A 15,067-nucleotide genomic window follows, 5' to 3' on the forward strand; every position below is an offset into this window, starting at 1 on the left:
ATAGTGGCACTTTGACGCCAAAAAAATAGCAACGTACGATGTGCGCCTTCCAACCTGTCAAATGGACCTTGTCATGCCGACCCTCACCCTGGGCGAAACTCGCATCAACACCACCACCACTGGCTATCAGAACGAGCCCAGCGTCACCGCGCTGAAAGACGGAGGCTATGTGGTGGTTTGGGCTGATCAAAGCAGCGCTAGCGCCGACTACATCTTCACTCAGCGCTACAGCGCCAGCGGCGTGAAAATTGGCAGCGAGTCACGTGTCAACGCCTCCACCACGGGAGAGCAGGAAGATCCCACGATCACGGCCCTGGCCAATGGTGGTTATGTGGTGGCTTGGAAGGTCGATAATGGTGGCGGCAATGTCGACATCCGCATGCAACGGTTCGACGCCGCCGGCGCCAAGGCCGGCAGTGAATCACGCGTCAATACTTACACCACTGGCGAGCAGGACAGCCCCGAAATTACCGCCTTGATAGATGGTGGCTATGTCGTGTCCTGGGCGTCCTACCAGCAGGATGGCAGCGAGTGGGGCGCATACCTGCAACGCTATGACGCCAATGGTGCAAAGGTTGGCGTCGAAACCCGGATAAACACCACCAGCGCTGGAGAACAGGACGGCCCCACCATTACCAGTCTCGCCGACGGCGGTTACATGGCTGTGTGGGAAGGCAATGGTAGCGGCGACACCTATGGCATTTTCGCTCAGCGCTTCAATTCAGCAGGCGCCAAAGTCGGCGGCGAAACCCGTATCAACTCGACTACTAGCGGTTTCCAGCAGGATCCCGTGGTCACAGTACTGGCCAATGGCGGCTACGTAGTCGCCTGGCAGTCGTACCCTGATGACCTGGACAATAACGAAGACACCCAAGCGCCCAGCGATATTTACACCCAACTGTATAACTCCAGCGGAGCCAAAGTCGGCAGCCAGACGATGGTCAACACCACGACCTCAGGCTCGCAGGAAGAACCTCGCGTGGTCGCCCTCAGCGACGGCGGATACCTGGTGGCTTGGAGCGGCAATGGTAGCGGCGACGCCTCCGGCGTATTCATCCAGCGCTATAACGCCAGCGGTACCAAAGTAGGCACGGAAACCCGAGTCAACACCACCACGACTGGCAACCAAGAACTCACCAGCATTGCCGCGCTTGCCGACGGCGGCTATCTAGTTACTTGGGAGTCCTATAGCGCTGACGGGACAAACTCCGAGGTCTATGCCCAACGCTTTGACGCCAACGGCAACAAACTGACCAACCTGATTGGCGATACCGCCGACAACACCCTGACCTGGTCCAACAGCAGCAGTGCGATTATCGATGGAGCCGCCGGTAACGATAAACTCACCGGAGGCGGTGGCAATGACCACCTGAATGGGGGGAGCGGCAACGACGTGCTGAATGGCGGCGCGGGCGGCGACAGGCTTATTGGCGGCGATGGTTCCGACATCTATTACATCGACAACACGCGCGATATCGTCAGCGAAACCAATAGCACAGCCAGCACTGGCGGCACTGACACTGTCTACAGCTACCTTTCTGCCCACACCCTTGGCGCCAATATCGAAAACTTGCGCGTCATGGCGACTAGCACCGCCAGCGCGACAGGTAACAGCCTCAACAACGTGATTTATGCGGGGACAGGCAACAACACGCTGAATGGCGGCACAGGCACTGACACCGCCTCTTACGCTCATGCAACCAGCGCTGTCACTGCGAGCTTGGCCAGCACAGGCGCCCAAGCTACAGGCGGTTCCGGCAGTGATACCCTGCTGAGCTTCGAAAACCTCACCGGCAGCAACTTCAATGACAATCTGACCGGGAATACCGCTGCCAACACCCTGAGTGGCGGATCCGGGAATGACACGTTGAGCGGGGGCGCCGGGAATGACCTGCTATTTGGCGGGGTGGGCACCGACAAACTCAGCGGTGGCAGTGGCGCCGATCGCTTCGACTTCAATGCCGCCAGTGAAATGGGACTCGGCTCGCTGCGTGATGTTCTGAATGACTTCAAAACCAGCGAAAGCGACAAGATTGATCTGTCCACCCTGGATGCCAATCTGGCAACCTCAACCAACGACGCCTTCAGCTTTATCGGCTCAACGGCTTTTAGTAGCAACGCAACCGGACAACTGCGCTATGCAAACGGCGTGATCTACGGAAGCACCGATGCCGACACCAGTGCCGAATTTGAGATATCCCTGATAGGTGTGGCATCGTTGAGCAGCACAGACTTCATTCTTTAAATTTCGTTAGCCCGGCCTGTAATGAGCTCAAGGCCGGGCGGCTCCACATCCCCCAAGAGCAACCCGGCGCCAGCCTAGCTAGACGACCCAATATGCAAAGGAACTGTATGAACAGGCTCAGTAAAAGCACCCTACTCCTCGCACTCTTGGCACCTCTTGGCGTGCAAGCCGCCACTACGTCGACCTCCTGCAACTCGACAGCGCCCAGTGGCTATGTGATGACCAAGATCCAGGAGCGCTCCAACTCCTGCAGTGGTGGCAACCTCTACACCTATACCAGGCTGGCCGGGGAAACCGTGCTGGATACCTGCATCCGCACCACCCCCACCGGCTGGGTGAACACCAAGGAGCGCAGCTACACCGGAAGCGGTATCTGCGGCAGCTCCAGCGGCACACCCAGACTGATCTGGCAGATCACCAACAGCTACGGCCAGGTCAAGCTCAACTCCTGTCTGCGCACCCTGCCTACCGGCTGGGTCATCACCCGCCAGACCAGCTACTCGGGGCCTGGCGATTGCGGCACGGCCAGCGGCAGCAAGCGCATCAAGTACGAAGCGCAGAGCACGGCGGGACAGAGCCAGATGAGCGTGTGCAATGCCTCGATCCTGCCCAGCGGCTGGGAAGTTGGCGCCACCTCCAGCAGCACTAACTGCGGCACCGGGTCGGGCAATCTGTGGAAGATCCTCAATACCAAACCGCTGACCAAGGTGGCCCTGCACAACTACGTCGGCAAGACCGGCGACAACCTGTACGTGACCAAGCGCGATGACGCCGGCATGGCCCTGTACAAGTACAGCTACAACGCCATCGCCGCCCAGGTGCCCAGCAGTGCGGCGTTCGGTACCACCGTGCTGCATCGCTACTACAACGCCAGCATCTCCAACAGCCTCTACACCATAGGTCGTGACGACGCCTACTACAGCAAAGCCGGCTATGCCTATGTCGGTGCGGCAGCCAACGTGTTCACGGCCAAGGTGCCCAACGCAACGGCCTTGCACCGCTACTGGAACCCCACGACTAAGCACCACCTGTATAGCGTCGTGTACTCCAGCACAGGCATCAATGGCTTCAAGTACGAGAAAGTCGAAGGCTACGTGTACAAGCCCTGAGCCAGTCCGGTCACAAGCCCTGACGCTTCTGCCAACACGTCAGGGCGGCTTGGTGCGCAGGCACAGTACACCGAACAGCACCAGCGCGCCTTTCGCAACTCTCAGCATCCATCACTCTCTTGTTCGTTATAGAGAAAGCCCAGGGCGGATGTTTGTAGCCGTCATCGACACCGACTTCGCGCTCGACCAGGGCATTCAGCCGGCCATTCGACGCTCGATCAGCGCGCGCTGTTGTTCGGGATCGCAGGCCAGGTTGCTCAGCTCATCCGGATCGCTCTGCGGGTCGTACAGTTGCGTTTGCTGGCAGTAAACAGCACCGAGCGTGACGGCGAGAGGGCGTGGTGTTGACGTGGAAGTTGCCCAGGCTGACACCGCGTTTGAGCAGGCGTTCATGCCCGGGCAGCGCCACGGCGGCCGGCAGGTCCTGATGGGCGCGCTGCTGGTCGGTGGCGATCAGCAGGATATTCGGCTTGCGCCCGGCGGATCGCCCCAGCGTCGGGGATGCCTGCTGGCTCAGCAATGGCGCGCAGACTCCGGCGGCGGACAGCACACCGGCTAACTTCAGCAGTTTGCGACGTTGCATCCTGTGTCCTCCTTGGCGTGACTGGCCGAGCGTACCCGGCCAGCCAGCCAACCGATGATCGCGCCAGTGACTCAGCGCACCGTCAGGGCGATCGGCGCATCCTCAAAGTCGAAGCAGCCGAGGAAGGTCTTGATGTCGAGCAGATCGCCATCGACCTTTACATCGCCCAGCAGTGCCCCCTTGAGCAGACCGTTCTCGCCGCTCATCACGGTGTCCAGATAGCTTTTGTCGAGGGTCAGCTTGAGCGTGGTGCCGGCAGGAATGCCCTGGTGCAACTGCACCACGCCACGGCGCACTTCCAGCGCCCATTCCTCGCCGATATCCGGGAAGCTGAAGCCCAGGGTCAGCTGCACATCATTGGCCTTGTCCGGATCGATGCGGGTGATCCAGTTCTGCAGGAAGACCCGCGCCGGGAAGTTCTTCAGCATGTCCGGGGAGAGGAACGCACTGCGCATGTCCTGGGCCAGCTGCTGCACCTCGTCACCGTCGAATTTGCCCTCCAGCTCCATGGCGCTCATCAGGTACCAGTTGCGCCAGTTGATGTTCATGCTGGCGTAGCCGAGCTTGCGGAAGCTGCGCGCCTTGATGTCGCGGGCCAGTTGATCCTCGTTGTCCAGGCTGATGACATAACTGGCCAGCTCCGCAGCCCACTGGTGTTCACCCTTGAGATAGGCCTCGCCGGCGGCCAGCAGCACCTTGTCATGCCCACCCATCAGGGCGATCAGCCGCTCGGCTTTCTGCTTCGGCGGCAGCGGATCGAGCGCCACCGGGTCGCCCTGGAACCAGCCCAGGTAGCCGTTGTAGATCTGTCGCACGCTGTGTTTCACCGTGCCGTAATACTCGCGCAGGTAGGGCGTATAGCCGGCCAGATGCGGCGGCAGTTTGACCTTCTCGACCAGCTCGTCCGGGGTCAGGCCCTTGTTCATCCAGCGCACGCTCTGGTCGTGGATATAGGCGATGCCGTCGCGGGTCATGCGCAGCACCTCCTCGACCTGCGCCTGGCCGCTGACCGGACGGCCGTGCAGCGGCACCATATGCTCGGCTTGATAAGCGCGTAGCTTGTCCAGGCTCTCGACCCACACCACCGGGTCGCGGAACTTGGTGCCGCGCAGGGTGTGGATATTCGGCAGGGTCGGCCCCTGCTCCACCTCGGCGCTGATCAGCACGCGATTGGCCGGCAGGTAGACGGTGATCTCGTCCGGCGCTTCGCTGGGCACATGCAGGAACTGCAGATCCAGGCCAGCGATACGCGTATCGAGCCTGTCCTTGAAGGTCAGGGTCGGCGCAATAAAAGTCGAGGCCTCGACCTTGGCCAGTGGGCCGATGCCGGCGTTCATCTGCTCGTGGTCACTGTCCGGCAGGCCGGCACCGAAGCTGTAGCCGGAACGCACCGAGAGAATCGGCCCGACCAGCGCGCCCTGGGCCACCACGTTGGCCAGCAGGGTGTCGTGGGCGATGATCTGTACCTCGCCGCTACGCACCTGTTCCTCCGTGACGAAAGCCTTTACGCCATTGATATGATCCGGGTGGAAGTGGGTGTAGACCACGGCCTTGACCGGCTTGTCGCTGATCTTGCGGAACTCGGCCATGATCTTGCGCGACTCGCTGACCGCCTCGCCGGTATCGACGATGATCAGCCCTTCCGGCGCCTCGATCATCGCCACGTTGCCCAGCTGCCAGCCGACGGCGGAATACACGTTGCCGGCCACCTGGTAGACCTTCTGCGCGAAGTGCTTGGTGTGCTCAGCCAGCTCCGGGTGGATCGAGGCGGTAATCTGTTCTTCGGGCAGGGCGGCATGACCGGCCAAGGGTAACGCCAGGCTCAGCAGCACGGCGGTAGTTCGGTTGCGTGAAAACATGCGCAGACGCTCATTGTGGTGGGCAGTGCTGGCAGATTGGCCAATGGCAGCCAATAATTCCAATGCATTCCAAATCAACTAATGATGCAAGTCACGCATGAATGACCTTCGCCAGCTCCGCCACTTTGTCGCCCTTGCCGAGCATGGCCACTTCGCCCGTGCCGCCGAGGCCGTGCATCTCAGTCAGCCAGCGCTGAGCCGCAGCATCCAGGCGCTGGAAAGCAGCCTCGGCTGCAACCTGGTCGACCGCCACAGCCGCGGCATCAGCCTCACCGCCCATGGCGAGCTGGTGCTGGAGCATGCCCGCCGCCTGCTCGCCGGCAGCCGGGCACTGAGCAATGCGGTGAGCCAACTGGGCAATCTGAGCAGCGGCGAACTGCGCCTGGGCGCCGGCCCCTACCCCGCCGCGCGCCTGGTGCCGCAAGCCCTCGGCCAGTTCGCCGGGCGCCACCCACGGGTGCGCGTGCAGTTGCTGATCGACAACTGGCAGCAGTTGCGGGCACGCCTGCTGGACGACGAGATCGAGCTGTTCGTCGCCGATACGCGCGAGTTCCACGACGATCCCCGGCTGCAGGTGACGGCGCTGCAGAGCCACCACGGCGTAGTGTTCTGCCGCCCGCAGCACCCACTGTGCCAGCGCCAGCCACTGCCGCCGGCCGCTCTGGGCGAATTCCCCCTGGCCGGCACGCAGATGCCGGTGGAGGTCGAGCGCCTGCTGCAACGCCTGGGCGATGGGGAAAACCCGCTGAGCATCCAGTGCGACAACTTCATGGTGCTCAAGGAGCTGGTGTCGACCAGCGATGTGCTTAGCCTGGCGCCCTGGGATGTGGTGGCCGCCGATGTGCAGGCCGGGCGCCTGGTTACCCTGCGCCTGGCCGGCGACCCGGCCCTGGCCCGCTCGGCCTACGGCATCGTCAGCCGCGCCGGGCACAGCCTGTCGCCGGCGGCCGAGCAATTGCAGCGGATCATTTGCCAGCAGGATGGTCAGACGCAGCCGGCGTAGGGCGGGTGCAACCCGCGGGTTTCACCCACCCTACGGATTACCGCTTATGCCGCGCGGCGTACAGGCAGACCATCTCCATGGCTAGGGTGGCGCCGGCCAGGGCGGTGACTTCGGCGTTGTCGTAAGGAGGCGCCACTTCCACCACGTCCATGCCGACCAGATTGATGCCGCGCAGGCCACGCAGGATCTCCAGGGCCTGGTGACTGGAGAGACCGCCGCACACCGGGGTGCCGGTGCCGGGGGCGAAGGCCGGGTCGAGGCAGTCGATGTCGAAGGTCAGGTACACCGGGTTGTCACCGACCCGGGCGCGGATCAGCTCGGCGATCTGCTCCGGGGTGCTGCGGTTGACCTGCCGTGCATCCAGCACCGCAAAACCCATCACGTCGTCATTGGTGGTACGCAGACCGACCTGCACCGAGCGCGCCGGGTCGACCAGGCCTTCCTTGGCGGCGTGGTAGAACATGGTGCCGTGGTCGATGCGCGCGCCCTCCTCGTCCGGCCAGGTGTCGCTGTGTGCGTCGAAGTGGATCAGCGCCAGCGGGCCGTGGCGCTTGGCATGAGCCTTGAGCAGCGGGTAGCTGATGAAATGGTCGCCGCCCAGGGTGAGCATGGCGCAGCCGGCGGCGAGGATTTTGTCGGCATGCGCCTCGATGGCGGCCGGGGTGTCCTGCGGGGTGCCGTGGTCGAAATAGCAGTCGCCGTAGTCGATGCAGGCCAGCAGGTCGAACGGGTCGAACTCCCAGGGATAGTGGCGGGCCCAGGCCGACTGGACCGAGGCGGCGCGAATGGCACGTGGACCGAAGCGGCTGCCGGGGCGGTTGGTGGTGGCGGTGTCGAACGGCACGCCGCTGACCACCAGGTCCACGCCACGCAGGTCGCGGGTATAGCGGCGGCGCATGAAACTGGTGATGCCAGCGTAGGTCGGTTCGGCGCAGGTGCCGTACAGGCTGTCGCGGGTGATGGCCTGGTCGTTGTCGAAGGCTTGGTCCATGGTCGGTCTCCTTAATATTGGGTGCGGAAGCTGGCCCATAGCCGGGTGCGTTCGCGCTGGGCGCGCTGCGGCAGGATCTGCTCGGCGAACAGCTTTTCGCGCACCAGGCGTGGCGGGTAGATATCCGGGTCGCCGCTCACCGCCTCATCCAGCAACGGGGTGGCCGCGCGGTTGGCGTTGGCGAAGTACAGCGCGTTGGTCAGCTCGGCGATGGCCTCGGGCTTGAGCATGTAGTCGATAAAGGCCCGCGCCGCCTCGGGGTGCGGCGCATCCACCGGGATGGCCATGGTGTCGAACCAGATCAGCGTGCCTTCGCGGGGGATGCGGTAGAGCACCTCGAACGGCTGCTTGGCCTCGGCGGCGCGGGCGGCGGCCATGCCGGCGTCGCCGGTGTAGGTCAGCGCCAGGCAGATCTCGCCTTTGGCCAGGTCGTCGATATGCCGCGCGGTCGCCACGTAGCGCAGGTTGGGTTGCAGCGCGGCGAGCAGCGCCTTGACCGCCTTGAGGTCATCCGGATTGCCACCGTAGGGCTTCTTGCCCAAGTAGTTGAGGGCGATGGCCACCACTTCCTGCGGCGAATCCAGCACGGCGATGCCGCAGTCCTTGAGCTTGGCCGCGTATTCGGGCTTGAACAGCAGGTCGAGGCTGTCCAGGGACACGCCAGGCAGGCGCTGCTCCACGGCCTGGCGGTTGATGCCCAGGCCGACGGTGCCCCAGGTGTAGGGCACCCCGTAACGGTTGCCCGGATCGATGAAAGCCAGCTTGGCCAGCATCTCCGGGTCGAGGTTACCGACGTTGCTCAGGCTACCGACCGGTTGCACGGCCTTGGCCTGGATCGCCCGGCCCAGGCCGCTGGAGGCCGGAAACACGACGTCGTAGCCGCTGCCACCGGTGAGCAGCTTGGCGTCCAGCACCTCGGCGCTGTCGAAGGTGTCGTACGTGACCCGGATGCCGGTCTCGCCCTGGAAGCGCTTGAGCGCTTCGGGCGCCACGTAGTCGGCCCAGTTGTACAGGTTGAGGACTTTCTCCTCGGCCTGCAGCGGCAGGGCGAAGGCGAGCATGAACAAGCTTGCAGCAAGACGCATGGTGGACAACCTCGTTGGACTGACTGGGCGCGGCTTCCGTAGGAGCCAGCTTGCTGGCGATCTCCACTGCCTGGTGTGCGCTGGATCGCCAGCAAGCTGGCTCCTACAGGCTGCATCCTGCGCCGGGCATTGCTTCGAATAAATACGAAGTGATCTACTCTGGCATCGCCATCTATCAATGTATGGAGCCAGCATGCTCAGCCAACTGCGCGACCTCGATCTGCAACTGCTACGCCTGTTCGTCACGGTGGTGGAGAGCGGCGGCTTCAGCGCCGCCCAGGGCGAACTGGGGATCGGCCAGTCGACCATCAGCACGCAGATGGCCAAGCTGGAGACGCGCCTGGGCTTTCGCCTGTGCGAGCGCGGCAAGGCCGGCTTTCGCCTGACGCCCAAGGGCGAGCAGGTGCTGGCCGCCACGCGCAAGCTGTTCGGCGCCATCGAGACCTTCAAGGGCGAGGCCCAGGGCATGGCCGACAAGCTGCTCGGCGAGCTGCATATCGGCCTGTCCGAGGCCCTGGCCGACGAGGTGCTGGAGCAGGTCGCGGCCGCCATCGGGCGTTTTCGTCGGCGCAACCAGGCGGTACAGATCGAGCTGCTCAGCGCCGTGCCGGCCGAACTGGAGCGGCGCCTGCTGCAAGGCCAGCTGCAACTGGCCATCGGCTATTTCTCCGGGGCGCAGACGGCACTGGACTACCAGCGACTGTTCGTCGAGCAGCAGCACCTGTACTGCGGCCGCGGCCATCCGCTGTTCGGCCGGGGGCAGGTCGAGGCCAGCGATCTGCAGCACTGCGACGGCGTGCTGCACCCCTACCGTTTCATCGCCGCCGACGAGCCCTGGCAGGCCGGCAGCAGCAGCGCGCGCAGCGAACAGGTGGAAGGCACCCTGGCCTTTGTCCTGTCCGGCGCGCATATCGGCTATCTGCCCGAGCACATTGCTGCGCCCTGGGTCGCGCGCGGCCAGTTGCAGGTCGTGCAACCCGAGCAACAGGGTTTCAGCGTCGAGTTCCGCCTGGCCCAACACCGCGGCCGCCAGCCCAGCGAAGCGCAAAAAGCGCTGATCGAGGACCTGCTGGCGGTCTGTGCCGAGACCTGAGTCCCGCTGCAAATATGTATAATTCGCATATTGATGAACTGAGGAAACCAACATGTCCGACTGGACACTGGAAGGGCGCAAAGACTCACGACTGGTAGATGCCGACTGGGCACCCGCCAGCCTGCAGAAAATCGAAGGCGTGCGAATCAAAGCCATCGCCAACATGCTGGGCGACCGCAGCCGTCTGACCGAAATATGGCGCCGCGACTGGCTACTGGACAATCAGCCCATCGAGCAGGTCTTCCAGAGCCTGCTCGAACCGGGCGCCATTACCGCCTGGCACTGCCACGCGCATACCCTTGACCGCATGTTCTGCGCGCTCGGACGCCTCAAGCTGGTGCTTTTCGATGCTCGGGCAGAATCCCCCACACAGGGCAACGTGATTGAGCTGCGCATCGGCGAGGAGCGCCCAATGCTAGTCACCGTCCCTCCTGGTGTATGGCACGGCGTTGCCTGCCTGGGAAGCCGCCCGGCACTGCTGGTCAACCTGGTCGACTCGGCCTACGACTATGACGACCCGGACCACTGGCGGCTACCGCTCGACACGCCGGATATTCCCTACCGTTTCAGCTAGGTGCACCCCGGTGAGCCCACTGATCTCCATTGTCCTGAGCACCTACAACCGCCCGGAGACACTACGTCTGGCCATCGCCAGCGTGCTTGCACAAAGCCTGCAGGACTGGGAGCTGTTGGTTGTAGGTGACGCCTGCAACGAGGAGACCCAACACCTGCTCGATAAGCTGGCCGACTCGCGTATCCACTACATCAACCTTGTGCAGAACTTCGGCGAGCAGTCCGGCCCCAACAACCTTGGCATTGCCCGGGCGCGGGGGAAGTACATTGCCCTGCTCAACCATGACGACCTGTGGCTACCCGAACATCTGCAATCGGCACTCGATTGGTTACAAGCCACAGGTGCCGACTTGGTGTTTCCCGCAACCGCCGTCGTCCTGCCATGCACCAAGAAGCAGTTGACGCAGAATATCTGGAGAACCTACCTGCACGGCCTAGGCTGTAATGGCCTGTTCGACCCGGTCGACACATTCGCGCCGGCCTCTAGCTGGCTGATGCGCCGGGAGACAGCAGAGCGTATAGGCCCCTGGCGGGCAGCAGCAGACTGCATAACCGCCAGCTCCCGAGAGTTTCTCTTCCGCGCCTGGCGCGCTGGGCTCAGCCTAAGAGCCTTACCCTGGATCGGCGTGGTGGCCTTTCACTCGGGCCTGCGCGAAGAAGCCTACTTAAGGCAGGAAGCTCATGAGCAGGACTGGTTCTGGCAGCAGATCCAGTGCAATTTGCTGATAAGACAGCAACTGCTTGCCCGCGCCGGCAATGCGGAGCAACCGCTCCGCCCTCGTTGGAAAAAGCACCTGCTGCACCTGCTGGCTACCCTGGGAATTTTCCCTGAAGCCTTGCTATCGCGTACCCGCGGAATGCGCCGGGGGCAGCTGATTGACAACCTTCGTCTGAAGCGAGGCTTGCTAGTCCTGCCGCGTCACAGCAATGGACTAGCGCTGATCCGCTCACGCGCATGGCGCAGTGCCCCCCTCTACCGTTTAGGTGACACCATAAGCTTCCACAGCGAAGGCAATGCCACCGCCTTTCAGGGGCCCGGCTGGTCCTATCCGGAGTCATGGGGAACCTGGACCGACGGCAACAAGGCAGAGCTTCACTTGCGCCTGGAAAACACACCGGAACACGACTTGCTGCTGACATTCGAAGGACAATGTTTCCTAACCGATACCCGGTCCAGCCAGAGAGTCGACATTTACATGGCCGATACCTGTATCGGTGCATGGCACTTCGACCCTAGCAACAACGACGGCAAGCACCAGTGTCGCATCCCCGGCAACAGTTTCATCAGCAAACACCTGACATTACGCTTCCAGCTGCCCGATGCACGCTCACCTGCGTCGCTCGGCGTTAGTAGCGATACCCGACGTCTTGGGCTGGCCCTGCTCACCCTGAGCCTAAGCGAGGCCTAGGGCCTGTTCCCGTTTCGTTCACGGCCGCGACGGAACGGGAACAGGCCCTAGAGACGGAATCAGCAACAACGCAGCCTGGCAGTGCGACAAGCGCACCTCAGCTGCCGATCACCCCGCCATCCAGCTTGGTGATCAGCACGCTGGTGCCGCTACCCGCGCTATTTCTTCGACGATCCCGAGCAGGGCCACCTGGCCGCCCAGTTCGCGTGACGCCTTCATGGCCGCCTACAGCGCCGCGCCCTACCAGGCCCGCACCATCGACTCCCAGGCCGAAGGCCTCGGCGCCATTGGCCATATGGGCTACTTCCGCAGCAGCGCCACGCCGCTGTGGGACGAGGCGCTAGGCTGGTTCGAACAGCTGCAAACCACTCGCCGTGCCGCCTGAGAACCTGTGAACGAGGAATCAGGTTCCGCAGATTTCCAGGCGGCACACCCTTGCGCACGGGGGCCCTACCGCCCCCCTAAATAGGCGCTACGGGTCTCGGCGGGCGCCCGAGTGGCGTTCGCTGGCGCAGCTGTCCGGCCAGGCGCTCGATGGCTTGCAGGGTCAACTGGATTTCCTCGTGGATCAGCACCCGACCGGGCACATCCTCCAATACCAACTCATCCAGGGCCTCTTCGGCCTCCAACTGGTAACGCGGGTCAAACGACTGAAACCTATCCATTGCGGTGTCCTCAGGGTTTTCCGGCAGCGACAGGCCGCCGGTGCGCTGGGCAGCAACTGGCAAACAAGGAATCTGTTGTTGTCCGGGTCAGCATGCAACCCGTTGATGACTGTTGTTTGACCGGTCGGCATTGCGCCGACACTTGGTCAATTTCTGCGCAATCAAGGCCCAGGTCAAGCCACCGCGCCACCGCTCGTCACTGCACACAGGCTCGAAATAGAGCGCGCCGGGCAGACTCTGGCAGCCGCACTATAGTTCCCACTCCGTTCTTTATTGACCCGTGCAAGGAGTCAACATGAGCAAAATCCATCACGTCGCGGTACTGGTCGGCAGCCTGCGCAAGGCCTCGATCAATCGCAAGCTGGCCATGGCCCTGGCCGAACTGGCACCACCTTCGCTGCAACTGAGCATCGTCGAGATCGGCGACTTGCCGCTGTACAACGAGGATATCGACGTCAGCCCGGCGCCGTTGCCCTACAGCCGCTTCCGCCAGCAGGTGAACAGCGCCGATGCTCTGTTGTTCGTCACCCCGGAATACAACCGCTCGGTGCCGGCGCCGCTGAAGAACGCCATCGATGTCGGCTCGCGGCCCTATGGCCAGAGCGTGTTCGGCGGCAAGCCGGGGGCCGTGCTCAGCGCCTCGCCGGGCGCGGTCGGCGGCTTCGGTGCCAACCACCACCTGCGCCAGTCCCTGGTCTTCCTCGACGTGCCGGTGCTGCAGCAGCCGGAAGCCTACCTGGGCGGCGCCGGCAGCTTCTTCGACGAGCAAGGCAAGCTGAATGACGGCGTGCGCGGCTTCCTGCAGAAGTTCATCGATGCCTATGCGCTGTGGGTGGAACGCCAGGTGAAAGGCTAGAAGCCCTCTATAGGCCCTGAAGCAGGGCCAAAATGGCCTGCGGCCGCTGGTTGGCCTGGGCCAGCAGGGCCGTCGCGGCCTGCTGCAGGATCTGGTTCTTGACCAGGATCGAGACCTCCGCCGCATAGTCGGTATCGCGGATGCGACTGCGCGCCGCCGACAGGTTTTCCGCGATGTTTTCCAAATTGGCGATGGTGTATTCGAGGCGGTTCTGCACCGCCCCCAGATTGGCGCGGCTACTGTCGATGCCACTCAGCGCACCATCGATCACGCCGATAGCGATCTGCGCACCGATATCCGTCAGCAGATCCAGCTCGTCGACCGTCTCCAGGCTGCTGCTGTTCGCCGTCACGCTGCCATCAAGGGTCGCAGCAGCGGCCTGGCTGGAAAAGGCCACAGCACTGCTGAGGCGCACCACGCCAATGGCCCGCAGTGCCGAATCATCGTCTAGGGTCGCCAGCGCCACCGTCAGCTCCTCGAGCCCCTGGTAGTCGAAGTTCTGCGCTTGCGCGGTGCCCGTGGCATTCGACAGGAAGGATTCCATGGCAATGTCGTCACCGGCCTCGCTGGTCAGCCACAGCTTGTCGCCCTCGACTCGCGCACTGATGCCCGTGCTGGTCGACCGGGCGTTGATCGCCTCGGCCAGCAGGCCGAGATCACCGTCCTTGACCTCGGCCTGGATGCTCAGCGCCTCGCTGTTGCGGCCATACAGGTCGAAGGAGTAGATGTCGTCGGCGCTGAACGTCAGTTGCAGCACCGTGCGCGCATCGGCCGTGACGCCGGTGGTTTCGCTCTGCCGGTTGATCGCCCGGGCCACCTGAATGGCCGAGCCGGCAACAGCGAAGGTCGTCGTGCCGCGGCCGGCAATGGTCAGCTGGCTGCTGACAGCGTTGTCCGCCAGCGTGCCGGCCTGCTCCAGCAATCCACCGAGCTGATCCGTGGTCGCGGCGCCGAGCGTGCCATTGACCAGGTCGTGGACGTTGCTGCCGAGGGTATCGGAGCGGTAATTGCCGAGGCCGATGGAGATGGTCTCAAAGGCGTTGGCGCCCACCTGGAAGAGCTGCGAGCCAAAGCTGCCGTCGAGTAGCTTGCGCCCAGCGAAACTGGTGGTCTCGGCGATGCGCGTCAGCTCCTGTTGCAGCTGCGCGACTTCCTCCTGCAGGGCACTGCGCTCGCTGAGCCCATTCGCGCCGCTGGCCGCCTGCAGGGCCAGGTCGCGCATGCGCTGGAGAATGTTGGTCGACTGCTGCAGCGCGCCCTCGGCGGTCTGCGCCAGGGAAATGCCGTCGTTGGCGTTGCGCACGGCCACGCCCAGTCCGCTGATCTGGCTGGTCAGCCGGTTGGCAATCTGCAGCCCGGCGGCATCGTCCTTGGCGCTGTTGATCCGATAACCGGTGGACAGCCGCTGCATCGAAACATCCAGCGCACGCGACGTCTCACTCAGGCTGCGCTGAATGCTGAGCGAGGACGCATTGCTGAGGGTTAACGCCATAAATTCAGTCCATTGAGCAGCGCCGGCTACCTTGCCGAGGCCGGCCAACCCATTTCGGGCTGGCACCTGCTCATCGGCCATAGCGCAGAATTCTTTAGCCCGAG

At 63.4% G+C, this 15,067-nt stretch carries 13 protein-coding genes and 1 pseudogene; 8 read left to right on the forward strand and 6 right to left on the reverse strand.

Annotated elements, in window-relative coordinates; translation table 11 throughout:
• Positions 1-73 precede the first annotated feature (73 nt).
• Complete coding sequence (locus LRS11_RS22325) at positions 74-2,245, forward strand: calcium-binding protein (protein ID WP_312026992.1); 2,172 nt, start codon at positions 74-76, stop codon at positions 2,243-2,245.
• Positions 2,246-2,463: 218 nt separating this feature from the next.
• The gene (locus tag LRS11_RS03055; RefSeq protein WP_260495452.1) at positions 2,464-3,354 is read left to right on the forward strand and encodes a hypothetical protein; all 891 of its coding nucleotides are present in this window, start codon (positions 2,464-2,466) and stop codon (positions 3,352-3,354) included.
• 262 nt (positions 3,355-3,616) lie between these two features.
• Here the strand turns inward: LRS11_RS03055 and LRS11_RS03060 are convergent, their stop codons facing one another.
• Together LRS11_RS03060 and LRS11_RS03065 are read right to left on the reverse strand one after the other, a co-directional pair.
• A complete protein-coding gene (locus tag LRS11_RS03060; RefSeq protein ID WP_260495453.1) occupies positions 3,617-3,937 on the reverse strand; it encodes a twin-arginine translocation signal domain-containing protein in 321 nt (106 codons plus the stop codon).
• Between the two features lie 71 nt (positions 3,938-4,008).
• A complete protein-coding gene (locus tag LRS11_RS03065; RefSeq protein ID WP_260495454.1) occupies positions 4,009-5,796 on the reverse strand; it encodes an alkyl/aryl-sulfatase in 1,788 nt (595 codons plus the stop codon).
• 97 nt (positions 5,797-5,893) lie between these two features.
• On the opposite strand from LRS11_RS03065, the gene LRS11_RS03070 reads away from it, so the two are divergent.
• The gene (locus LRS11_RS03070) at positions 5,894-6,799 is read left to right on the forward strand and encodes a LysR family transcriptional regulator (protein WP_260495455.1); all 906 of its coding nucleotides are present in this window, start codon (positions 5,894-5,896) and stop codon (positions 6,797-6,799) included.
• A gap of 37 nt (positions 6,800-6,836) precedes the next feature.
• Here the strand turns inward: LRS11_RS03070 and speB are convergent, their stop codons facing one another.
• Together speB and LRS11_RS03080 are read right to left on the reverse strand one after the other, a co-directional pair.
• A complete protein-coding gene (gene speB / locus LRS11_RS03075) occupies positions 6,837-7,790 on the reverse strand; it encodes an agmatinase (protein WP_260495456.1) in 954 nt (317 codons plus the stop codon).
• Between the two features lie 11 nt (positions 7,791-7,801).
• On the reverse strand, positions 7,802-8,875 hold the full coding sequence (locus LRS11_RS03080; protein WP_260495457.1) for a polyamine ABC transporter substrate-binding protein: 1,074 nt from the start codon (positions 8,873-8,875) through the stop codon (positions 7,802-7,804).
• 193 nt (positions 8,876-9,068) lie between these two features.
• Between LRS11_RS03080 and LRS11_RS03085 the strand changes: the two genes are divergently transcribed.
• The 4 genes and pseudogenes from LRS11_RS03085 to LRS11_RS03100 all read left to right on the forward strand — a co-directional run.
• Complete coding sequence (locus LRS11_RS03085; protein ID WP_260495458.1) at positions 9,069-9,968, forward strand: LysR family transcriptional regulator; 900 nt, start codon at positions 9,069-9,071, stop codon at positions 9,966-9,968.
• A gap of 52 nt (positions 9,969-10,020) precedes the next feature.
• Complete coding sequence (locus LRS11_RS03090; RefSeq protein ID WP_260495459.1) at positions 10,021-10,542, forward strand: dTDP-4-dehydrorhamnose 3,5-epimerase family protein; 522 nt, start codon at positions 10,021-10,023, stop codon at positions 10,540-10,542.
• A gap of 10 nt (positions 10,543-10,552) precedes the next feature.
• The gene (locus LRS11_RS03095; protein ID WP_260495460.1) at positions 10,553-11,950 is read left to right on the forward strand and encodes a glycosyltransferase family 2 protein; all 1,398 of its coding nucleotides are present in this window, start codon (positions 10,553-10,555) and stop codon (positions 11,948-11,950) included.
• A gap of 138 nt (positions 11,951-12,088) precedes the next feature.
• A pseudogene (locus LRS11_RS03100) lies at positions 12,089-12,335 on the forward strand (alpha/beta hydrolase); the annotation flags it as partial.
• A gap of 76 nt (positions 12,336-12,411) precedes the next feature.
• Here the strand turns inward: LRS11_RS03100 and LRS11_RS03105 are convergent.
• Complete coding sequence (locus LRS11_RS03105; RefSeq protein ID WP_260495462.1) at positions 12,412-12,615, reverse strand: hypothetical protein; 204 nt, start codon at positions 12,613-12,615, stop codon at positions 12,412-12,414.
• Between the two features lie 295 nt (positions 12,616-12,910).
• On the opposite strand from LRS11_RS03105, the gene LRS11_RS03110 reads away from it, so the two are divergent.
• Entirely contained in the window at positions 12,911-13,471 is a 561-nt protein-coding gene (locus LRS11_RS03110; RefSeq protein ID WP_260495463.1) for an NADPH-dependent FMN reductase, read from the forward strand.
• A gap of 7 nt (positions 13,472-13,478) precedes the next feature.
• Here the strand turns inward: LRS11_RS03110 and LRS11_RS03115 are convergent, their stop codons facing one another.
• Positions 13,479-14,963 (reverse strand): flagellin, encoded by a 1,485-nt coding sequence (locus LRS11_RS03115; protein ID WP_260495464.1) that lies wholly within the window; start codon positions 14,961-14,963, stop codon positions 13,479-13,481.
• Between the last annotated feature and the right edge of the window lie 104 nt (positions 14,964-15,067).

The organism is Pseudomonas sp. J452 (assembly GCF_024666525.1).
GTDB lineage: Bacteria > Pseudomonadota > Gammaproteobacteria > Pseudomonadales > Pseudomonadaceae > Aquipseudomonas.